Annotated in this window: 21 protein-coding genes; 7 read left to right on the top strand and 14 right to left on the bottom strand. The window is 64.5% G+C overall.

The window, feature by feature from the left end; genetic code table 11:
- Nucleotides 1-70: 70 nt before the first annotated feature.
- Nucleotides 71-703 (bottom strand): lipoprotein insertase outer membrane protein LolB, encoded by a 633-nt coding sequence (gene lolB, locus HDG32_RS12275; protein WP_090802938.1) that lies wholly within the window; start codon nt 701-703, stop codon nt 71-73.
- Complete coding sequence (locus HDG32_RS12280) at nt 703-2,544, bottom strand: tetratricopeptide repeat protein (RefSeq protein ID WP_184067037.1); 1,842 nt, start codon at nt 2,542-2,544, stop codon at nt 703-705. Before HDG32_RS12280 ends, lolB begins: the two co-directional genes overlap by 1 nt.
- A gap of 87 nt (nt 2,545-2,631) precedes the next feature.
- Between HDG32_RS12280 and mutM the strand changes: the two genes are divergently transcribed.
- Together mutM and mutY are read left to right on the top strand one after the other, a co-directional pair.
- Nucleotides 2,632-3,462, top strand: a complete 831-nt coding sequence (gene mutM, locus HDG32_RS12285) for a bifunctional DNA-formamidopyrimidine glycosylase/DNA-(apurinic or apyrimidinic site) lyase (RefSeq protein WP_184067039.1) — start codon at nt 2,632-2,634, stop codon at nt 3,460-3,462.
- A 7-nt stretch (nt 3,463-3,469) separates the two neighbouring features.
- Nucleotides 3,470-4,603, top strand: a complete 1,134-nt coding sequence (mutY, locus tag HDG32_RS12290; protein ID WP_184067041.1) for an A/G-specific adenine glycosylase — start codon at nt 3,470-3,472, stop codon at nt 4,601-4,603.
- A 68-nt stretch (nt 4,604-4,671) separates the two neighbouring features.
- Here mutY and HDG32_RS12295 read toward each other — a convergent pair whose 3' ends face one another.
- The 11 genes from HDG32_RS12295 to kdsD form a co-directional block, all read right to left on the bottom strand.
- Nucleotides 4,672-5,307 carry an LON peptidase substrate-binding domain-containing protein gene (locus HDG32_RS12295; protein ID WP_184067043.1) on the bottom strand — a complete coding sequence of 212 codons (636 nt, stop codon included), beginning with the start codon at nt 5,305-5,307 and terminating at the stop codon, nt 4,672-4,674.
- 39 nt (nt 5,308-5,346) lie between these two features.
- Complete coding sequence (rapZ, locus tag HDG32_RS12300) at nt 5,347-6,240, bottom strand: RNase adapter RapZ (protein WP_041734268.1); 894 nt, start codon at nt 6,238-6,240, stop codon at nt 5,347-5,349.
- A 98-nt stretch (nt 6,241-6,338) separates the two neighbouring features.
- Nucleotides 6,339-7,307 (bottom strand): HPr(Ser) kinase/phosphatase, encoded by a 969-nt coding sequence (hprK, locus tag HDG32_RS12305; RefSeq protein ID WP_008921706.1) that lies wholly within the window; start codon nt 7,305-7,307, stop codon nt 6,339-6,341.
- A gap of 80 nt (nt 7,308-7,387) precedes the next feature.
- Nucleotides 7,388-7,903, bottom strand: coding sequence for a PTS sugar transporter subunit IIA (locus tag HDG32_RS12310; protein WP_184026940.1), 516 nt, complete (start codon nt 7,901-7,903; stop codon nt 7,388-7,390).
- A 342-nt stretch (nt 7,904-8,245) separates the two neighbouring features.
- On the bottom strand, nt 8,246-8,602 hold the full coding sequence (hpf, locus tag HDG32_RS12315) for a ribosome hibernation-promoting factor, HPF/YfiA family (protein ID WP_027199628.1): 357 nt from the start codon (nt 8,600-8,602) through the stop codon (nt 8,246-8,248).
- Nucleotides 8,603-8,772: 170 nt separating this feature from the next.
- The gene (locus HDG32_RS12320) at nt 8,773-10,290 is read right to left on the bottom strand and encodes an RNA polymerase factor sigma-54 (protein ID WP_184067444.1); all 1,518 of its coding nucleotides are present in this window, start codon (nt 10,288-10,290) and stop codon (nt 8,773-8,775) included.
- Nucleotides 10,291-10,479: 189 nt separating this feature from the next.
- Nucleotides 10,480-11,256: an LPS export ABC transporter ATP-binding protein gene (gene lptB, locus HDG32_RS12325; RefSeq protein WP_090805577.1), complete on the bottom strand. Its 777-nt coding sequence runs from the start codon at nt 11,254-11,256 to the stop codon at nt 10,480-10,482.
- 17 nt (nt 11,257-11,273) lie between these two features.
- Nucleotides 11,274-11,945 (bottom strand): lipopolysaccharide transport periplasmic protein LptA, encoded by a 672-nt coding sequence (gene lptA, locus HDG32_RS12330; RefSeq protein ID WP_090802944.1) that lies wholly within the window; start codon nt 11,943-11,945, stop codon nt 11,274-11,276.
- Between the two features lie 39 nt (nt 11,946-11,984).
- Complete coding sequence (gene lptC / locus HDG32_RS12335) at nt 11,985-12,572, bottom strand: LPS export ABC transporter periplasmic protein LptC (protein WP_184067046.1); 588 nt, start codon at nt 12,570-12,572, stop codon at nt 11,985-11,987.
- A complete protein-coding gene (locus HDG32_RS12340) occupies nt 12,569-13,129 on the bottom strand; it encodes an HAD family hydrolase (RefSeq protein ID WP_184026959.1) in 561 nt (186 codons plus the stop codon). Before HDG32_RS12340 ends, lptC begins: the two co-directional genes overlap by 4 nt.
- Nucleotides 13,129-14,112, bottom strand: a complete 984-nt coding sequence (gene kdsD / locus HDG32_RS12345; protein ID WP_090802947.1) for an arabinose 5-phosphate isomerase KdsD — start codon at nt 14,110-14,112, stop codon at nt 13,129-13,131. The genes HDG32_RS12340 and kdsD overlap by 1 nt, the downstream gene beginning before the upstream one ends.
- A gap of 206 nt (nt 14,113-14,318) precedes the next feature.
- Between kdsD and HDG32_RS12350 the strand changes: the two genes are divergently transcribed.
- The 5 genes from HDG32_RS12350 to purU all read left to right on the top strand — a co-directional run bounded on the left by HDG32_RS12350 (nt 14,319) and on the right by purU (nt 19,660).
- Nucleotides 14,319-16,316, top strand: coding sequence for a cation:proton antiporter (locus tag HDG32_RS12350; protein ID WP_184067447.1), 1,998 nt, complete (start codon nt 14,319-14,321; stop codon nt 16,314-16,316).
- A gap of 81 nt (nt 16,317-16,397) precedes the next feature.
- Entirely contained in the window at nt 16,398-16,964 is a 567-nt protein-coding gene (locus HDG32_RS12355) for an adenine phosphoribosyltransferase (RefSeq protein ID WP_184067049.1), read from the top strand.
- A 172-nt stretch (nt 16,965-17,136) separates the two neighbouring features.
- Nucleotides 17,137-17,751: a LysE family translocator gene (locus HDG32_RS12360; protein WP_184067052.1), complete on the top strand. Its 615-nt coding sequence runs from the start codon at nt 17,137-17,139 to the stop codon at nt 17,749-17,751.
- A gap of 73 nt (nt 17,752-17,824) precedes the next feature.
- On the top strand, nt 17,825-18,706 hold the full coding sequence (locus tag HDG32_RS12365) for a DUF4743 domain-containing protein (RefSeq protein ID WP_184067055.1): 882 nt from the start codon (nt 17,825-17,827) through the stop codon (nt 18,704-18,706).
- Between the two features lie 84 nt (nt 18,707-18,790).
- Nucleotides 18,791-19,660: a formyltetrahydrofolate deformylase gene (purU, locus tag HDG32_RS12370; protein WP_184067058.1), complete on the top strand. Its 870-nt coding sequence runs from the start codon at nt 18,791-18,793 to the stop codon at nt 19,658-19,660.
- 58 nt (nt 19,661-19,718) lie between these two features.
- Here the strand turns inward: purU and HDG32_RS12375 are convergent, their stop codons facing one another.
- A complete protein-coding gene (locus HDG32_RS12375; protein ID WP_184067061.1) occupies nt 19,719-20,945 on the bottom strand; it encodes a PepSY domain-containing protein in 1,227 nt (408 codons plus the stop codon).
- Nucleotides 20,946-21,139 lie beyond the last annotated feature (194 nt).

Consider the following 21,139-nt stretch of genomic DNA (forward strand, 5'->3'; position numbering starts at 1 on the left):
ACGGTGGCGCCAAACGGGTAGCAAGGTTACGTGAGCGGATGCTGGGACAAAAGGCCCAGCAAGAAACGACTCACTGATCCAGCACGAGCTTGATGTCGAGTGGCGGCTCCGAGCGGCTCAGATTGAGGCGCTTCACGCCGGTGGCTGGTGCATCGGCATAGGCCACATAGTCGATCGTCCAGCCGTCCTGGGTGATCTGCTTCAGGCGCGACGGTTGCTCCGGATCCTTCTCGGTCTTCGCGCGCGAAGTCGGCGCCGGCGACGGTTGCAGCCAGTAGCGCAACCCTTCGACCGGCAGCGTGAAGCCGAGCGCGTTCTGCATCAGCGTCGACACGTTATCGGCGGTGAGCGGCTGGCGGTTCGGCAATTCGAGCGTGGCCGAAGCCGGCGACGAAGTCACGATGGCCAGCGTCTGGCCAAGCGGATTGCGCAACTGCAGCGTGACGGTGTCGCCCGTTTCCTGCCACGAGAAATTGCCGTAAGCGTTGCGCTGCTGGCCGTTCTGATCGTTGTATTGGATCGCGAAGCGGCCCTGATACGAGCGGCTCGTCTGCGCGGTGACTTCGGTGGCGGCGTTCGACGTGGACGGCCCCTGCGGCTTCACCGACGCGCAGCCGGCCAGCGCGACAACCGCCGCCGCCGCGAAACCAACCGCGCTGCCGCGAGGCGCCCTGGAAAAAGAAATCAAACGGGAAAGACGCATCAAAGATTGTTTACCTGAAGACGTTGCAACGTTTTGACGAGAGTCTCGTTGTCGGGTTCGAGCTTGCGAGCCTCGCGAAACGCGGCGCGCGCCTGTTCCTGCTCGCCGGCCTTCCACAGCACTTCGCCGAGGTGCGCGCCGATTTCCGCGTTCGGCTGGAGGCTGTATGCCTTGCGCAGCAGCTTGATCGCATCGGCCGTGTTACCCATCCGGTACTTGACCCAGCCGACGCTGTCCATGATGAACGCATCGTTCGGTGCGAGCGCCGAGGCCTTCTCGACCAGCTTGTCCGCCTCTGGCAGGCGCTGGTTGCGATCTGCGAGCGAATAGCCGAGCGCGTTATACGCCTGCGGATTGTCCGGCTGCGTCTCGATCAGCTTGCGCAGCTGCGCTTCCATGATGTCGTAATGGCCGGTTTTCTCGGCGGCCATCGCGTAGTCGTAGGTGAGGTCGGGGTCGTCGGGAAAGTTCGCCGTGGCTTGCTGCAGACGCGCTTCGGCCTCCGGGTAGCGCTTCGCGTCGAACAGGATCGCCGCATCGGTGCGCGCGATCAGCGCCACATCACGCGGATCGGAGGTCTGCAAGTTGGAGAGCAACTGGCGCGCCTCCTCGGTCTTGCCCTGTTTCGCGAGCAGTTGCGCGCGGGTAATCTGCGCGGCCAGGTATTGTTGACTCGCTGGCGAGATCTTGTTCAGCCAGTCGCTCGCGGCCGCCTCATTCTTCTGTTCGAGCGCTAGCTGCGCGAGGTAGATGTAGGCCTGGCCCGCATCGACACCCGGCGTCTTCTCGGCCTGCTGCGCGTACTGCATCAGATACGTCTGCGCTTCGGGGAGATTCTTCTGCTGGATCTTGATCAGCGCGAGCGCCATCAACGGTGTCAAGTCGTTGGGGTTTGCCTTGCGCATGAGTTCGAACTGCTTCTGCGCGTCGTCGAGACGGTCGCTGGCAAGATACATCTGCGCAAGCGCGAGCCGTGCGTCATGCGATTTCGGATTCTGCTGCATGTACTTTTCGAGCGACGCGATGCCTTCCTTGCGCTCCTCCGGACCCATTTGCGACAGCATCAACGCCGCCGGCAGATAGTCGGGCTTGATCGTGAGCGCCTGCTCGAGCGACTTGTGCGCGCCCGGCGCGTCGTCGGCCAGCAGCTGCTGACGCGCGAGGGCCAGTTGCGCCTCCGGCCGGTTCATGTCGTTCTTCAGCAGGTCCTGCAACACGTGCAGGCCACCGACGCGGTTCGGGCCGCGCGACAACAGCAGTTGCAGCGCGAGGACCGCGCTGCCGCGATTTTCCTCGGGTACCTTCGCCAGTTCTTGCGACAGGATCGGCGACGCATCGTCGGGCCTGCCAGACAGCACGAGCAGCGACGCGTCGAGCTGGGCGGCGCGTTCCGAACTCGGCGCGTACTGTTGCCACAGTTGCGCGGCGGCGAGCGCGTCCGACGGGCTCTGCGCCGCCAGCGCTATTTCGGTGGCGCGTTGCGCCATGCGCGGGTCGTGAGTGTCGCGCGCGAGCGCGAGGTAGGTCTGATAGGCCGGTGCCGGCTGGTCGCGCTGCAGCGCGATCTCGGCGGCCAGCACCTGGAAGACGATCTGGCTCGACAGCGGCACGCCGGGCAGCGACTTTTCGTCTTCAGGTGTTGCCGGACCCAGCGGGTCCGGCATCGTGACCGACGTGTCGTCGGAATCCGGCGTCGGGTCCTGCGCATGCGCGGGCACGGCGGCCAGCGCCCACAATCCGAGCACGGCCGCACCGAGCATCCGGCGAGCGGACACGGCGAGCGGCACGTTGGACACGCGCGCGCGGCGCTTTGATAGCAGCTTCACGAAGGACACGTTCATGGAAATCCGTTCAATGTTTCAGTCGATTGTAACGCGCTCGCTACAATACGCGCACAACCACTCACGCAAGTAGCAGACCAATCAGCCATGCCAGAGTTGCCAGAAGTCGAGGTTACCCGACGGGGGATCGAACCGTATGTGTCCGGGCGCAAGGTTGAGCGCGTCGACGTGCGGACGGCCGCGCTGCGCTGGCCAATTCCGGCCGACCTTGCGAAAACCTTGCGCGGCCACGTGGTGCGCAAAGTCGAGCGACGCGGCAAGTATTTGCTGTTCGAAATCGACGCTGGGTGGTTCATCGTCCACCTCGGCATGACGGGCACGTTGCGCGTTCTGCGTCATGTGCCGCATCCGCCTGCCGCGGCGAAGCACGATCATGTCGACTGGATCTTCGACGACTTTATCCTGCGCTATCGTGATCCCCGCCGCTTCGGCGCGGTGCTATGGCATCCGCGCGAAGCAGGCGACATCCTCGAACATCCGCTGCTCGCGAGCCTTGGCGTCGAGCCTTTCTCGCCGGCTTTTTCGGGCGCGCTGATGCATCGGTTGACGCGCGGGCGCAAGGTGTCGGTGAAGCAGGCGCTGCTGGCGGGGGACCTCGTGGTCGGCGTGGGCAATATCTACGCGTCGGAGAGTCTGTTTCGCGCGGGCATCCGGCCAACCACCGCGGCGGGCCGCGTGTCGCTCGTGCGTTATGAACTGCTGGCCGATGCCGTGCGCGTGACGCTCGCCGCCGCGATCGACAGGGGCGGCAGCACGCTGCGCGATTTCGTCGGCAGCGACGGCGAAAGCGGCTATTTTCAGCTCGACTACTTCGTCTATGATCGCGCGGGCCTGCCATGCCGCGTGTGTGGAACGCCAATCAAACAGATCGTGCAGGGGCAACGCTCCACGTACTTCTGTCCCACTTGCCAGCGCTAGATTCTCGATGCCTTCCCGCCTGACCCCAACGACCGGCGCGCGCTCCAGCGCGTCCGACACCGCGCCCGCGTTTGCGCCGATGCCCGAGTTTTCCGCGCGGCTGGTCGCGTGGCAGCGCCAGCACGGCCGCCACGATCTGCCGTGGCAGAACACGCGCGATCCGTATCGCATCTGGCTGTCCGAAATCATGCTGCAGCAGACCCAGGTGTCGACGGTGATTCCGTACTACGCGAAATTTCTCGCGCGTTTCCCGGATGTCGCCGCGCTCGCCGCCGCGCCGTCCGATGACGTGATGGCGCTGTGGGCCGGCCTCGGCTACTACACGCGCGCGCGCAATCTGCAACGCTGCGCGCAGGTCGTCGTCGAGCAGCATGGCGGCGCGTTTCCCGCGTCGGTCGATGAGCTCGCCGAGTTGCCCGGCATTGGCCGCTCGACGGCCGCGGCGATCGCGTCGTTCGCGTTCGGCGCGCGCGCGACGATTCTCGACGGCAACGTGAAGCGCGTGCTCGCGCGCGTATTCGGCGTCGAAGGCTTTCCGGGCGAGAAGAAAGTCGAGAACGCAATGTGGACGCTCGCGGAGTCACTGCTGCCGTCGAATGCGTCGAACGCGGAGGTCAGCGGGTACACGCAGGGCTTGATGGATCTCGGCGCGACATTGTGCGTGCGCGGCAAACCCGATTGCTCGCGCTGTCCGTTCGCGCCGGACTGCGTTGCCAACGTCACCGGACGTCAACGTGAATTGCCGACCGCGCGCCCGAAGAAAGCGGTGCCGACACGCCGTACGTGGATGCTGCTGCTGCGCGACGGCAATGCGGTGATGCTCGAGCGGCGTCCACCGTCGGGCATCTGGGGTGGTCTGTGGAGTCTGCCCGAAGCTGCCGACGAAGCATCGTTGGCCGAGCGGGCGCGCGCGTTCGGCGGCGACGGCGAAGTGTCCGCGCTCGCGTCGTTCTCACACGTATTCACGCATTTCAAGCTCGATATCGAACCGCGGCTTGCGGAGTTCGATCGCGGTGTCGGCGCCCTGGCCGCGCTCAACGATGCGGACACCGCATGGGTTGCGCTCAGCGATCTGGATTCGTTCGGCGTGCCGGCGCCGGTACGCAAGCTGCTCGCCAGTCTGCATGGTTCGTTGCTCTAACGGAATGGATCGGAGGTGCTGAGCGGGCGACTTGAGTCCGGCGCGGCAGCCTTCACGACTTCAGGATTTCACAGCAACTGATGCTGTTGCATGTAGTGATGCACGACGTCGATGCGCGCGCCGGCATCGGTTAATTCCATCAGCTTTTGCCGTGCGCGCAACGCGATTGGCAGCACCTCGGCGAGACGGTTCGACACCCACGACGGATCGTCGAGCCGGAACGGCTCGGCGAACGGTAGGCTGTCCGGATCGCGTTCGCGGATCGTTGCGATGATCCGCTCGAGCACTTCCGCGCACGCGCCGAATTTGGCCAATAGCTCATTGCCCTCGAGCGGGAGATCATCGGCGAGCGGCTCGGCCATGCCGACCAGCAGACCGCTCGCTTCGACGCGATGCGATAACAGACGAAAGCGCGTCGTGCCGCGCGCGCGAATCAGCAGCATGCCGAATGCTTCGACGTCGCACTCGTCGATTTCGGCGAGACAGCCGATCGTTTCGGGTACCGAAGGTTCTTCCTCGCGCGCGACTTCGGCGCCGCTTTTCAGCATGCAAACGCCGAACGGTGTTTTTTCGCGCAGACAGTCGCGCGCCATGTCGAGGTAGCGCGCTTCGAAGATTTTGAGCGGCAGCAAGCCATCGGGAAATAGCACCGTATGCAGCGGAAACAGCGGCAAATCGGCGTACACAGTAGGCGTAGAGGACATGGCGCAACGCTTCGGGTTAAGGCCGCGCGATGCGGCCGGTTAAGCCACCAGCTTCGATGATTCGCCGACGTCGACCGGCGCATCGCGGTGCCGCACAATCACATTCGCCGATGTTGCGAGACGCGCGGCAAGCGTCTCCGCGATGAATACCGAGCGGTGCTGGCCGCCCGTGCAACCGATTGCGACGGTCAGGTAGCTGCGATTGTCGTCGCGGAAATGCGGCAGCCACTTGGACAGATACTTCTCGATGTCGTCGATCATCTCGTGGACGACCGGCTGCGCATCGAGAAAATCCATGACCGGTTTGTCGAGGCCGGTGAGCGGCCTCAATTCATGATCGTAGTATGGGTTCGGCAGCGTGCGTACGTCGAATACGAAATCCGCGTCGAGCGGTACGCCGCGCTTGAAGCCGAACGACTCGAACATCAGCACGAGCCCCGCGTCCTCCTGTTCGATGAAGCGCTTGACCCATGCGCGCAGCACGTTCGCGCGCAGATTGCTCGTGTCGATCTGATGGCCGAATTCGGCAAGTCCCGCGACCAGTTCGCGCTCGCGTTCGATCGCTTCGGCGAGCGACGTGAGCAGGCCAACGTCCGCGTCGTGCGCGGGCGAGCCGGACAGCGGATGGCGGCGACGCGTTTCGGAAAAGCGTTGAATCAGCGACTGCGTGCTCGCACTCAGGAACAGCACGCGCACGTCGTGCGAGCGCTTGAGGTCGCGGATCATCGCGGGCATTTCGTCGAGCGACGAACCGGAGCGCGCGTCGATCGCGACCGCGAGACGATCCTGGCCGTCCGCGGCGAGGTAGGTGGCGAGTTGCTGCAGGAAACGCGGCGGCAGATTATCGACGCAGTAATAACCCGCGTCTTCGAGCGCGTTCAGGGCAACCGATTTGCCGGAGCCGGAGATACCGGTGATCAGGATTATGCGCATGGAGTCGTCGAAAGCGTAGATTTCATCATAGCATCTGGCCTCCATGCGCGTGCCCGCGGCCTGCCTTCTGCGGGCGCTTCATGGCGCTGTGGCGGGCTTCAGATCAGCTTGCCGGGAAACTGGCTATCGGGATCCTGCATGGCGAGACGTTGCCGATCCATGAAATCGCGCAGCGTGTCGATACCGCGCAGCTGCAGAATCGTGTTGCGCACGGCCGCTTCGACCAGCACCGCGAGGTTGCGGCCGGCGGCCACCTGGATCGTCACCTTGCTGATCGGTAGGCCGAGCACGTCGACGGTCTGGCTTTCCAGCGGCAGCCGCTGGAATTCGCCGTCGGGGCGGCGCACCAGTTGCACGATCAGCTTCAGTTTCATTTTGCGGCGCACCGCCGTTTCGCCGAAGATCGTCTTGATGTCGAGCAGACCGAGGCCGCGCACTTCGAGCAGGTTCTGCAGCAGCGGCGGACAGCGTCCTTCGACGAAGTCCGGGCCGAGGCGCACGAAGTCGACAGCGTCGTCGGCGACGAGACCGTGGCCTCGGCTAATCAGTTCGAGGCCGAGCTCGCTCTTGCCGAGGCCCGAGTCGCCGGTCAGCAACACGCCCATGCCGAGGATGTCGAGAAACACGCCGTGCAGCGTCGCGCGCGGCGCGAGAATGCGCGACATGTAAAGACGCAGACTATCGATCACCGCGGCCGCCGAGGTCGGCGTCGTGAACAGCGGCGTCGACGAGCGCGTGCAGCGCAGCACCAGCTCCGGCGGCGCCGCGACTCCGCCCGCGACGACGAGAAACGGCGGCTCCAGCGCGATCAACTCGGCCATGTGGCGCGAGCGGTCTTCGTCGGTCTGACGTTTGTAGTAGTCGATTTCAGCGTCGCCGAGCACCTGGATCCGGTTGGGGTGGATCAGGTTCAGGTGGCCGACGAGGTCGGCGCTCGACGTGGCATTGGCGACCGATTCCGAAGAAAAGCCGCGCTCCCAGCCTTCATGCCCCGTGAGCCAGCTGAGCTTCAGCATGGCGGCGTTGTCGTCGAAAATGCTTTGGGCGTTGATGCTGGACGTATCCATGAGTCAGTGACTCCAGTGTGAGCCGCTTGCCGGGTCTTTGCTGCGTGTGCGGGCGCGTATGAACTACCGCCGCCGTTGCATCAAGGTTGCCACTGAGTAAGCAGGCGATGCAACGATTCGCGTTCTTCTTCAGTGTGCAGCCGCTCGCGGGCGTCGCGATCGGACAGCAATTGCGCGATCTCGGAGAGAATTTCGAGGTGCTGTTGAGTGGCCTGTTCGGGGACGAGCAGGAAGATCAGCAGCGAGACCGGCTGGCCGTCCGGCGCTTCGAAGGGGATCGGTTCGGCGAGTCTGACGAATGCGGCGAGCGGCTGCTTGAGGCCCTTGATCCGCCCATGCGGGATCGCGACGCCTTCGCCGAGCCCGGTCGAGCCGAGTCGTTCTCGCGCAAAAAGATTGTCTGTGACGGTACTGCGGGCGATGCCGTTCTGGTTCTCGAAGATCAGGCCCGCTTGCTCGAACACGCGTTTCTTGCTGGTGACCGATAGTCCGATGACGACGTTCTCGAGGGGAAGAAATTTGGCTAAACGATTCATTTTGACAGGCGAAAACGTGGCCTGAGTTCTCCCCACCGGGGCGGTTGAGTGACGTTCCATTCGTTCGATGCTGGCGAAGACGGACGGTCAGAGTCGATCGCGAAAGCGTTAGATTTCGATCGGCCGTACTTCATCAGAGCTGGCTTGACCCCGATGGTAACTGGAACATTATAGAACAGGGTGACGGCCGATGGTGCGGCGCGCCATCTATGCATATCAGGTTTTTCAGCGCTTGCGCCGCGGCACGTGTCGCGCTGCGCAAACCTTTGCGGGAATGGTTGGGGTCGGCCTCGGCGAGACGCACCGCCGGTGAGCGGGAACCGGGGCGCTGAAACGAAAAACCGCCCGGTCGCGGGCGGCTCGACGAGTTCAAGGGAATTGAGGAATTTCCTCTAATTTCTCCTATTGCGGCGGCACGTCCAGTTGCGGCGCCGGCTGATACTTGATCGCTTCGTGCTGATGGCCTTGCAGACGATCCTTGTGGCGTATCACCTGCCTGTCGAGCTTGTCGATCATCAGATCGATTGCAGCGTACAAATCGCTGTCACAACTCTCGACGAAGATATCCTTACCCTTCAGATGGAGGTTGATTTCCACCTTTTGACGCTTGTCCTTTTCCTTATGGTTGTCGACCGAGAGGACCACACTGCCGTCGATGACCTGATCGAAATGTCTTAGCACCCTGTCCAGTTTGGTGATCACGTATTCGCGCAACGCAGGCGTTACTTCGAGGTGGTGTCCACTGATCTTGAGATTCATAGTGCTTCTCCAAGCTAATGGCCGCTTGGTCCGCACAATGACAAAGGTCCGGTCGATCTGACGGCTTGCCTGTGTCGCCCCCCGGTGACGGACATCTGGCAGGTCGCAGCGGCCGGCCTGTCCGCCAGGTGCGGAGCGGCCGGTAAATGCCCGCTGCAAAACGCGGCGGGCTACAGAGACTTGCGCAGGTTGACTGCCGGGATTTTGAGCGCCTCACGGTATTTCGCAACGGTACGCCGTGCGACCACGAAGCCCTGTTCCGCCAGCAGTTCGGCTATGCGACTGTCTGAAAGTGGCGATTTCGGGTTTTCCACTCCTATCAGTTGTTTGATCAGCGCGCGAATGGCCGTGGAGGAGGCCGCGCCGCCGGTGTCCGTCGAAACGTGTGAGCCGAAAAAGTACTTGAATTCCAGCGTCCCGAATGGGGTCAGCATGTATTTGCCGGTTGTCACACGCGAGACAGTCGACTCGTGTAGGCCCAGCGTATCAGCTATTTCCCGCAAAACCAAGGGGCGCATGGCAATTTCGCCGTGCACAAAAAAGCTCTTTTGACGCTCGACAATTGCCTGCGCAACCCGCAGGATCGTCTCGAAACGCTGCTGGATATTTTTGATCAGCCAGCGTGCTTCCTGCAGTTGCTGGCGCAACGAACCGCTGCCCGGATCGCCGCGGTTATTGCGCAGAATATTCGCGTATAGATGGTTAATCCGCAGCTTCGGCACTACCTCGGGATTCAGCTCCGCCAGCCAGCCCTGTGCCGTTTTGCGCACCATGATGTCGGGCACCACGTAGTCCGCTTCGGCCTTGCCGTAGGCCGCGCCCGGAAATGGTTCGAGCGAGCGGATCAGCACATGCGCGTCGCGCAGATCGTCGTCGCTGGCCTTAAGGTGCTTGCGTAGCCGCGTGAAATCGCGCGCGGCGAGCAGTTCCAGGTAATGGCTGACAATGTCTAGCGCAAGCGTGCGCGTGGGCGATGGCTCGAGCCGCAGCAACTGCAGCTTCAGACATTCGGACGCGGAGCGCGCGCCGACACCTGATGGGTCGAAGCTATGCAGCAGCGCAAGCGCAGCGTTCAGTTCGTCGACGTCGACTTCGAGTTCTTCGGGCAGGTCGGCCAGCACTTCTTCGAACGTGGCGGCGAGATAGCCGTCGTCGTCCAGCGATTCGATCAGGAACGTGATGAGCGCGCGGTCGCGCTGGCTCGCCTGGGTGACGCGCAGTTGCGCCATCAGGTGGTCGCGCAGCGACGTGCTCGATTCGTGGATTTGCAGCGGGGGCAGGTCGTCGTCGTCCGACGCGTTGCCGGAGCGGCCGTAGTCGTCCAGGTTCCACTGCGAGGTATCGCCGCCGCCGTCGCCCGAAAGGCCATTGTATTCGTCGACACCCTGCGGCTCGCCGCTTTCGGCTCGCTCGCCGTTGCCCTCGGACGATGCCGAACCGTTGCCGGCCATCGGATCGGCCGGCGCCGAGGAGCCCGGTGTCTGGGCGATCAAGGAACCGTCGGCTGCCACCCGCAACGGGCTCGCGATCCACTCGTCTTCGTTTTCGAGGAGAGGATTCTGCGAGATCGCCATGGCGACTTCCTGCTGCAGTTCGAGCGTCGATAACTGAAGCAGCCGGATGGACTGTTGCAGTTGCGGCGTGAGCGCAAGATGCTGCGATAGGCGGAGTTGGAGGCTGGCTTTCATGGCAAGTTGAGATTCATTGTAGAGAGTTTGCCACGACCGCGATACCTTGCGGCACTCGCAATTTTTGGGTACGCCCAATTTGGCGCGCCGCGTGGCGCCACCCTGCGCCGCCTGACAACGAATGTGCGGGTGCCGCAAAAATGGCGCCGCGGCCGCGCGCGCTCGCGTGGCCGGGGACGCCGTACGTGCTTACATGCGGAAGTGCTCGCCCAGATAGACGCGCCGCACGCTTTCGTTTTCGATGATGTCGCTAGGCGCGCCGGCGGCCAGCACGCTGCCGTCGCTGATGATGTACGCGTGATCGCAGATACCTAGCGTTTCGCGCACGTTGTGGTCGGTGATCAGGACGCCGATATTGCGCTGCTTCAAGAACTTGACGATTTTCTGGATTTCCAGCACCGCGATCGGGTCGACGCCGGCGAACGGTTCGTCGAGCAGAATGAAGCTCGGATTGGTTGCCAGCGCGCGCGCAATTTCAACCCGACGACGCTCGCCGCCCGACAGCGACAGCGCCGGATTTTCACGCAGATGCGCGATCTGAAGCTCGTCGAGCAGCGCTTCGGTGCGTGACGTGATCACGTCTTTGCCGAGGCGCTTGCCGTTTTCGTCGTGCTGCAATTCCAGCACCGCGCGAATATTCTGCTCGACGCTCAACTTACGGAACACCGACGCTTCCTGCGGCAGATATGACAGGCCGAGCGATGCGCGTTTGTGAATGGGCAGCAGGCTGATCGACTTGCCGTCCAGATCGATTTCGCCGGCGTCGAGCGGCACGAGGCCGACGATCATGTAGAACGACGTGGTCTTGCCGGCGCCGTTCGGGCCGAGCAGGCCGACCACTTCGCCGCTCTTCACGTCGAGCGACACGTCCTTGACGACCGTGCGCGAGCCATAGCGCTTCTTCAGATTGCGCACGACCAGCGAACTGCTGGTGCCGGCCGGCTTCCGATGGGGGAGGGGCGCGATGGTGCTGCTCATGGTGCTCACTGGTTCGGCGCTCCCTGGATCGAGTTGGACGGCGTGAGCGTGGCCGACGCGCCGGTCAGCGGCGCGGCGCCGGCGTTGCGCGGCGACAGCATCGCGCGCACGCGGCCGGTCGGGTTGCCCGGACCTGCGACGTCCTTGCCTGACTTCGCGGTGTAGAAGTCGTTCTGGCCGTCGTAGGTGATCACGCTACCGTGCACCTGGTCGAGCAGCGTCGTCATGCCCTGCAGGCGGCGCACCGTCGCGTTGGTGGTCAGCGTGGTCAGATCCTGCTTGCCGTCGTAGTCGATACGGATCGCCGTACCCTCGATGTATTCGTCGAGCCCTTCGCGCTTCTGGCGGAAATACGACAGATTGCCGCCGCTCGAGGTGCCGGTCGCGAATTGGTAGCCCTGCGGGTCTTGCGACACTTCGACGCGATCGGCCTTGATCAGGATCGTCCCTTTGGTGGCCACCACGTGGCCGGTGAAGATGCTGACCTGCCGCAGGTCGTCGTAAGTCATGTTGTCCGCTTCGATGTTAAGCGGCTTGTCTTTGTCGGCGCGGTCCGCGTGCGCAAGCGGCGCGAAGCCGACGAGCGGCAGCGCGACGACGAGCGCAGCAAGTGCGGCGCGGCACGCGGACAGCGCGCGCGAACGGCCGGTATCAAAACGGGGGTGCGATTCGTTCATGCAGTCACGCCTGGAATGGATTACCCGGTATGCGTTGGCTTAGTGGCCGGAATCGGACGCGGCGATTGCGCCTCTTACATTGCCGAACAGTTGCATAAACCGGGTGACATTGTTGTATTTCATGCCGCTGGCAGTCATCACGGACATGCCGCGCTGAAGTTTAACTGGCTTTTCAGTCTCGATCACATCGTCGTTGACGAGGACCCTGAAATGCTCGGAATCGGCCTGCATCTGCGGATCGCCGTCGCCGGGCGCGCGCAGGATGCGCGCGTTCTGGTACAGATTGACGATCGACGCATCCGCGTTGACCGTGCCCGTGTCGCCGGTCGCGGTGACGATCGGCTTGCCGGGCTGGAACGCACGCATCGCCGGCTTGACGAGGTCGCTCATTTCGTCGTCCTCGTAATGGACCAGCGACTGCGCGGTCAGCCGGTACTGCGTCGCGCCTGACTGGTCGAGCTCGGACACCGAAAAGTTGTCGGCGAAGTAGTCCGGCGTGTGTTCCTTCGGGCGCACCTCGTCGTCGGTCTTGCGCGGCAACGTGGCTTGCAGCAGCCACCACGTGATGCCGGCGAGCGCCGCCATCGCGATGAGCGGGATCAGCGAAGTCAGGCGAAACTGGTTCATCCCACGAGGCCCCGTTGCTCGCCGCTGCACGCCGCCGCGAGCAGTGCTTCATATTTGTGCTGGGCACGCAGCAGCGTGTCGCACACTTCGCGCGCCGCGCCGTAACCGCCGCGCGCCTCGCTGACCCAGTGGGCGCGCGCGATCACTTCGGGATGCGAATTGGCCGGCGCGGCCGCGAAGCCGACGCGCAGCATCACCGCGAGATCGACCCAGTCGTCGCCCATGTAGCCGCAGTCCTCGGCGGTGAGGCCGGTTTGCCGCAGCAGGTCGGCGAACGCCTGTGGCTTGTCCTGCACGCCCTGGTAGACATGCGCGATGTTCATTTCTTTCGCCCGCGCGGCCACGATGCCGGACTTGCGCCCGGTGATGAGCGCCGTTTCGATGCCGGCCTGGCGCAGCAGCTTCATGCCGTGGCCGTCCATCGAGTTGAAGCCTTTCATCGTGTCGCCTTCCGCCGTGAACAGCAGGCCGCCGTCGGTCAGTACGCCGTCGACGTCGAAAATCATCAGCTTCACGCGGCTTGCGCGTTCGGTAGCGGTAGGGGGAGCAACGGCCATCAGATCACCTTCTTCGAAAACAGGTCGTGCATGTTGAGCGCGCCGATCAGCTTGCCCGTTTCGTCGACGACCAGCATCTGATTGATACGATAACGCTCCATCAGTTCCACGGCTTCGACCGCGAGATGATCCGGCCCGATCGTGCGCGGGCCCGCGGTCATCACCGAGGCGATCGGCAACTGGCGGAAATCGCCGTCGCGTTCGAGCACGCGGCGCAGGTCGCCGTCGGTGAAGATGCCCGTCACACGGCCCTCGCGGTCGACGACCGAGGTCATGCCCATGCGCTTCGCGGTCAGTTGGAAGAGGGCATCGCTGACGGTTGCCTCAGGTGTGACCTGCGGCAACTGGTCGCCGGTGCGCATGACGTCGCGCACGTAGGTGAGCAGGCGTCGGCCGAGCGCGCCGCCCGGATGCGAGCGCGCGAAGTCGTCGCGGCCGAAGCCGCGCGCGTCGAGCACCGCGACCGCGAGCGCATCGCCGAGCGCGAGCGCGGCGGTGGTGCTGGCGGTGGGCGCGAGATTCATCGGACAGGCTTCCTTCGCGACGCCGGAATTCAGATGCACATCCGCGAGTTGCGCGAGGCTTGAGCCAGGACGGCCCGTCATCGCGATCAGCTTCGCGCCGATCCGCTTGATGAGCGGCAGGATCGCCATCAGCTCCTCGGTTTCGCCCGAATTGGACAGCGCGAGAAATACGTCGTCGGCGGTGACCATGCCGAGGTCGCCGTGGCTTGCTTCCGCCGGATGCACGAAGAACGCGGGTGTGCCGGTGCTTGCCAGCGTGGCCGCAAGCTTGCGGGCCACGTGGCCGGATTTACCGATGCCGGAGACGACCACGCGTCCACGGCAACCCAGGATGAAATCGACCGCGCCGACGAAACTGCCGTCGAGCTGGTCGCGAAGCGCGCGCACGGCGTCCGCTTCGATGTCGAGTACGTCGCGAGCAAGCGTGAGTGCCCTGTCGCCATTGATTTTCGCTATCATTCGCGGAGTATAGCAAAGGCGCCTGTTCGCCGCGCCGGGCCTGCTGTGCCGAGCCGCTGTCTGCATCGGCCTGTCGACAATCCCTTTTTCAGCTGCTTTGCCGCCTGTTTGCAGCTTTTTTGCCGGCCCAATCAATCATCTCGCACGGCGTTCTCGTGCGCGGTTCCGCTGACGAACGAGGACGCTTCACCCATGCGTTTTTGCCGATGATTTCCCCGCTCGAAATGACGCTGTTTCTGCTGCTGGCATCGGTGGCGGGCGTGGTGATCTTTCGCTTCCTGAATCTGCCGCCGATGCTCGGCTACCTGACGGTCGGCATCGTCGTCGGGCCGCATGCGTTCGGGCTGATTCCCGATTCGGCGGGAGCGCAGAATCTCGCGGAATTCGGCGTCGTGTTCCTGATGTTCTCGATCGGGCTCGAGTTTTCGCTCGCCAAGCTGCGCACGATGCGCCGGCTCGTGTTCGGACTCGGCTTGCTGCAGGTGATCGGCACGGTCGCGGTGGCCGTGTCGCTCGGCTTCGTGCTCGAGCGTTGGGTGCATATCACGTGGCAGGCGAGCGTCGCGCTGGGCGGCGCGCTGGCGATGTCGTCGACGGCAATCGTCAGCAAGATGCTCGCGGAGCGGCTCGAAATCGAAACCGAGCACGGCCGTAATATCTTCGGCGTGCTGCTGTTTCAGGATCTCGCGGTGGTGCCGCTGTTGATCATCATTTCGGCGCTCGGCGGCCGCTCGGAGAATCTGGTCAGCGCGCTGGGCGTCGCGGCGATCAAGATCGTCGTGGCCCTCGCGCTGCTGCTGATCGTCGGGCAGCGCTTCATGACGCGCTGGTTCAACGTCGTCGCGCGGCGCCGCTCGCAGGAGCTGTTCGTCCTCAATCTGCTGCTGGTGACGCTCGGCGCCGCGTTCATCACCGACAAATTCGGGCTGTCGCTCGCGCTCGGCGCGTTCATCGCCGGCATGCTGATCGCCGAGACGCCGTATCGGCATCAGGTCGAAGAGGACATCAAGCCGTTTCGCGACGTGCTGCTCGGGCTCTTCTTCGTGACCACCGGCATGCTGCTCAATCCGCGCGTGATCTGGGAGCATCCGCTCGTCGTGCTGGCCTTTTTCCTCGGCCCGGTGCTGCTGAAATTGATCATGATCACCGGCCTTGCGCGGCTCTTCGGCGCGACGCCGGGCGTCGCGATGCGTACCGGTATCGGTCTCGCGCAGGCGGGCGAGTTCGGCTTCGTGCTGCTGAACCTGATTCTCGACCGACATCTCGTCGACGCGACGCTGTTGCAGGCGATTCTCGCCGCGATGCTGCTGTCGATGCTCGCCGCGCCGTTCATGATCCAGAACGCGGACCGTGTCGTGCTGCGGCTGTCGTCGACCGAATGGATGATGCAGTCGTTGCAGATGACGCGCATCGCCACGCAAAGCCTGAAGCAGAGCGGCCACGTAATCATCTGCGGCTACGGCCGCGCCGGGCAGAACCTCGCACGCATGCTCGAGCATGAAGGGCTCTCGTATGTCGCGCTCGATCTCGATCCCGACCGTGTCGCGGCGGCCGCGGCAGCCGGCGAATCGGTCGTGTTCGGCGACGCGGGGCGGCGCGAGTCGCTGCTGGCCGCCGGCCTGCATCGCGCGGCCGCGATCGCGATCACCTACGCGAACACGCCGTCGGCACTGCGCGTGCTGCACAACATTCACGAGATGGAGCCGACGCTGCCGGTCATCGTGCGCACCGTCGACGATGCCGATCTGGAGAAACTGCTCGCCGCCGGCGCGACGGAGGTGATTCCGGAGATCGTCGAGGGCAGCCTGATGCTCGCGTCGCATACGCTCGTCGTGATGGGTGTGCCGATGCGGCGCGTGGTGCGGCGCGTCGAGGAGATGCGCGACGAACGCTATTCGCTGTTGCGCGGCTATTTCCACGGCGCCGACGACATCGACGACGACGACGGCCACGAGCAGGTGCGGCTACAATCGGTGCCGGTCGACGAGAGCGCCGACGCGGTGGGCCGTACGCTCGCCGAGGTGGGCCTGTACGAACTCGGTGTCGAAGTGACCGCGATCCGCCGGCACGGCATCCGCGGCGTCGAACCGGACCCGTCGACGAAACTGCGCGCGAGCGACATCGTGGTGCTGCGCGGTCTGCCCGAACAACTGGCGCAAGCCGAGGAGCGGCTGTCGAAGCATCGCCGCGCCGCCGCGGCCTGAACCCGTGAGCCGGGCCCGTTCTGGCGGGCGACCCTGATTCAAGCTTTTCACCGGACCTGTCGAGGTCCATCCGGAGACATCATGTCCAAGGCGCTCGCGAGCGCGCCGCTCGATGCGGCCGACTACATCAGAAGTCACATTCGCACGGTGCCCGACTGGCCGCAGCCGGGCGTGCAGTTCCGCGACATCACGCCGCTGCTGCGCGAGCCGAAGTCGCTGCGTGTGCTGATCGACCTGTTCGTGCAGCGCTATATCGACGCGAGGCTCGACTACATTGCCGGGCTCGATGCGCGCGGCTTCATCATCGGGCCGATCGTCGCCCATGAGTTGAGCGTTGGCTTCATCCCGATTCGCAAGGCGGGCAAGCTGCCGTACAAGCGGATCTCGCAATCGTATGAACTGGAATACGGTACCGCGACCGTCGAGATTCACGAGGATGCGTGCGAGCCGGGCGACCGCGTCGTGATCATCGACGATCTGATCGCGACCGGCGGCACGATGATGGCCGGCAAACTGCTGCTCGAGCGGCTCGGCGCGGTCGTCGTGGAAGGCGCGGCGATCGTCGATCTGCCGGAGCTGGGCGGCTCGAAGCTGCTGGGCGAGGGCGGTCTTGCGCTCTATACCGTGACGAGTTTCGACGGTCATTGAACTGGGAGGTAGTCACGGCGCGTGCCGTGACGCGCGCTAGCGTTTCCCGCCGTACCAGCGGCTAAAGTCGCATGAGCCGCACAAGCCCCGTTGGCCGGGCAAAACCAACCGGGCTCAACGATATCGCTCACCCATCAGGGTTCACCAGTCGCCCAACCAGAAGGCCACCACGATGCCCAACTTCCTGCTGTTTCTTGCCACCTCGATCGCGATCACCGTGGCGCCCGGCCCGGACAATCTGCAGGTGCTCGCGCGCGGCATCTCGCAGGGCCGCGCGGCCGGCCTGATCGCCGCGCTCGGCTTTGCCGCCGGCATCACGTTTCATACGACACTCGCGGCGCTCGGCGTCGCCGCGCTGCTGCGCTCGTCGCCGCTCGCGTTCGAAGCGATCAAGCTCGCCGGCGCCGCGTATCTGGTGTGGATCGGCATCAAGGCGCTGCGCAGCCAGGGCCTCGCGACCGCGCACGAGCGTGCGCCGCAGCCGCTTTCGACGGTGTTTCGCCAGAGCGTGCTCGGCAATCTGATGAATCCGAAGGTCACGCTGTTCTTCGTCGTGTTTCTGCCGCAGTTCGTGCAGCCGGACGGCGCGCAGAGCGTCACCGTGCAGATGCTGGAGCTCGGCGCGCTGTTCATGCTGCAGACCGTCGTGGTGTTTTCGCTATTCGGCGTGTGCGCGGGGATCATCGGCGGCTGGCTCAGACGGCGGCCGCGCGTGGGCCTGTGGCTCGATCGCGTGGCCGGCGCGACGTTCATCGCGATCGGGATTCGCGTCGCCTTGCGCGACTGAGGCTCGTCACGCCATCCGCCCGCTTCTGCTTTGCCCCGGTTCGCCACCACGGCGGACAGTTTGGAGTTTTCCGATGACTTTGCCCTGCATCACCGCCGCGCGCCGCTTCGACGCGAACGCGCATCGGCCGTTTCTGATCGGCGCCGAACAGGTCGGGTGGATTCGCGAGCGCGACCTGCCGCTGCTCGCGCGCTGGCCCGACGTGTTCGAGATGGCGAACGACGGCGTGACGCTCTCCGCCACGTTCGATACCGTCGATCTGCGCAGCGCGGCGCTCGCTTCCGTGATCGGCGCGCTCGCCGCCGATGGTCGCATCCCCGGCTGGCGCAACGAGACGTACGCGATCCGCAATGCGTTCGACGCGCCGCCGCTCGCGTATATCGAGCGCGCGGCGTCGCGCTTCTTCGGCACGATGACCTACGCGGTGCATCTGAACGGCGTCGTAGAATATGCGGATGGCGGAGCGCCCTTTGGCGGTGCGCCCTTTAGTGGGGCGCCGCAATTGTGGATCGCGCGCCGCAGCGACACCAAGGCGACCGACCCCGGCATGCTCGACAACGTCGTCGCAGGCGGGATCGGCTGGGGCTTCGGCATCGCCGAGACGATCGTCAAGGAGTGCTGGGAAGAGGCGGGCATTCCGGCGCAGATCGCGGCGAGCGCGGTCGCGGGCCGCACCGCGCACGTGCTGCAATCGCTGCCGGAAGGCACGCAGGCCGAGCAGATTTTCATCTACGACCTCGCGCTGCCCGCCGACTTCGCGCCGCGCAACCAGGACGGCGAAGTGGGTGAACACCGGCTCGCGCGCATCGACGAAGTCGCGCGCTGGATCGAGGAAGGCGCGCTGACCGTCGATGCCAGCCTCGCGACGCTCGATTGCCTGCTGCGCCGCCGCTGGATCGACGAGGACGCGTGCGAGGGCATCGACGCGCTGTTCGCGCCGCCGGCGCTGGCCTAGCTCAGGCTCATCAGTCGAGCTCAACCCGTGCAGCCAGTACGCACTGAAACAAACCACGCATTGAAGAAGGGAGTCACCGAGGTCATGTCGACCGATCACAGCTTTATCCTCAAACTGTCGTGCGCCGACCGGCCCGGCATCGTTCACGCCGTGTCGGGCTTTCTGTTCGAGCGGGGCAGCAATATTCTCGACTCCGCGCAGTTCGGCGACAGCCGCACCGGCGAGTTCTTCATGCGCGTGCATTTTCAGCAGGTGGGCGGCGATCCGGGGCTTGACGCGCTGCGCGCGTCGTTCGTGACACTCGCCGAGCAGTTCGGCATGAGCTGGGAATTGCACGACGCGAACGTGAAGCCGCGCGTCGTGATCATGGTGTCGAAGATCGGCCACTGCCTGAACGATCTGCTGTTCCGCTACCGCACCGGTCAGTTGAACATCGACATCCCGGCGATCATCTCGAACCACAAGGAGTTCTACCAGCTCGCCGCGAGCTACGACATCCCGTTCCACCATTTCCCGCTGCTCGGCGGCACGCCCGAAGCGAAAACCGCGCAGGAAGCGCGCGTGCTCGAAGTGATCAACGAGCATCAGGCCGACCTCGTGGTGCTCGCGCGCTACATGCAGATCCTGTCGCCGAACCTGTGCGAGGCGCTCGCCGGCCGCGCGATCAACATCCACCACTCGTTCCTGCCGAGCTTCAAGGGCGCGAAGCCGTACTACCAGGCGTTCGACCGCGGCGTGAAGCTGATCGGCGCAACCGCCCACTATGTGACGACCGATCTCGACGAAGGTCCGATCATCGAACAGGAAGTCGAGCGTGTGGACCACAGCATGACGCCGGAACAACTGACGGCGATCGGCCGCGACGTCGAGTGCGTCACGCTCGCGCGCGCGGTGAAGTGGCACGTGGAGCATCGCGTCGTGCTGAACGGCAGCAAGACGGTGGTGTTCCGCTAGGAGCCGCGCCAGTAACACTGCGCCGGTCGAGGTCGGCGCGGTCCTTTACCTGCTCGTGTTACGAACCCGCTGCCGCGCCGCCCGTGCTTCTCGCGAGATTCGCGTTTTGCGCGGAACGACGGCGCGCGTTCAGCTTCTTCAGCCAGATCAGCAGGCCCGTGACGCTCAGCACGGCCACCGCCACCCCCACCGCGCTGATCAGAATCCGCCCCCCGAGACCGAGGATGCGCCCCGAGTGCAGCGGAAACTGCACCTGCAGGAAGATGTCGCCGGCCGTGCCTTGGCCGGGAATCCGCGCGGCGAGCCGCTTGCCGGTGGCGGCGTCCCAATACATCCACGGGTTGCCGAGGCCGGTGTCGCCGTGGTCGTTGCCGGACGTGTAGAAGCCGACGCCATACGCGTGCATGAATTCGGCGTAGTAGAGCGCGCCCGGCGGCGCGGCGACATGCATTTCCTTGCTGGCCTGCCCGGCGAGTTCGACGATGCGCTCGCGGCTCACCACCTGATCGCCGGGTTGCGGCGCGCGCAGGATTTCGGGGTTGCTGAACGGATCGGGTGTCAGCGTCGACAGTCGTGACACGATCGGCCGCACCACCTGGGACGACAGATTCATCGCAATCGACGTCAGCGCGACGATCGCCAGCAGGCTCCAGATCCATATGCCGCCGGAGCGATGCAGATCGAACGTCAACGCATGGCCGCCGCGTTTCAGGCGGAGCGTGAACGACTTGCGCCAGGCCTTCAGGCTCGGAAACGACAGGCACAGCGCAATCACGCAGTCAAAGAGCCACACGATGCCGACGATCCCCATCAGCCAGGTGCCAAGGTCGACACCGCCGGTAAACGGCAACTGCAGCGTGTAGTGCAGCTTGTAGATGAACGGAATCAGGTTGAGTCGCGCGAGCGACACGGCGCCCCATTCGCGGCGTGCCTGGACCTCGCCGGTGACGGGATCGACGGCGATCTGATTGAAATCGAGCGGATAGGGCTGCTTCGTCGCCGGATCGGTGCGCGGCAGCACCATCATCTGCAGCGTGTGGCCCGCTTCGACCGCGAGCGGCAGATAGGTCACCCGAAGACGCGGATCGGCGGCTTCGACGCGATTCGCCAGTTCGAGGCCGGACAGCGTCGGCCCGACCGTGCGAGCCTGGTAAAACGACGGGTTCAGCGCGGCATCGAGCTCGTGGTCCCACGCGATGATCGCGCCCGTCAGGCCCGCGACCCACAGAAACAGTGCGGTCGCGACGCCGAACCAGCGGTGCAGGCGGACAAGCTGGCGTCTCATGCGCGAGCCGGCAACGCGCAACAGGGACCCAGGCGGAGACGTGGGTGGGAGATCAGGTGAAACGTCACGATGCGGACTGGGTGTAAATAGGAATTGTTCGCATCTTAGGGGTTGGCGCGGTCGGCTGCAAGTTTTCTGTCAGCAAGAGGCGACGATGCAGGGTCGCGGGAAGCAAAAAAAAGCGGCACCGAAGT

It is taken from the genome of Paraburkholderia sp. CI2 (genome assembly GCF_014201055.1).
Classification (GTDB): domain Bacteria; phylum Pseudomonadota; class Gammaproteobacteria; order Burkholderiales; family Burkholderiaceae; genus Paraburkholderia; species Paraburkholderia tuberum.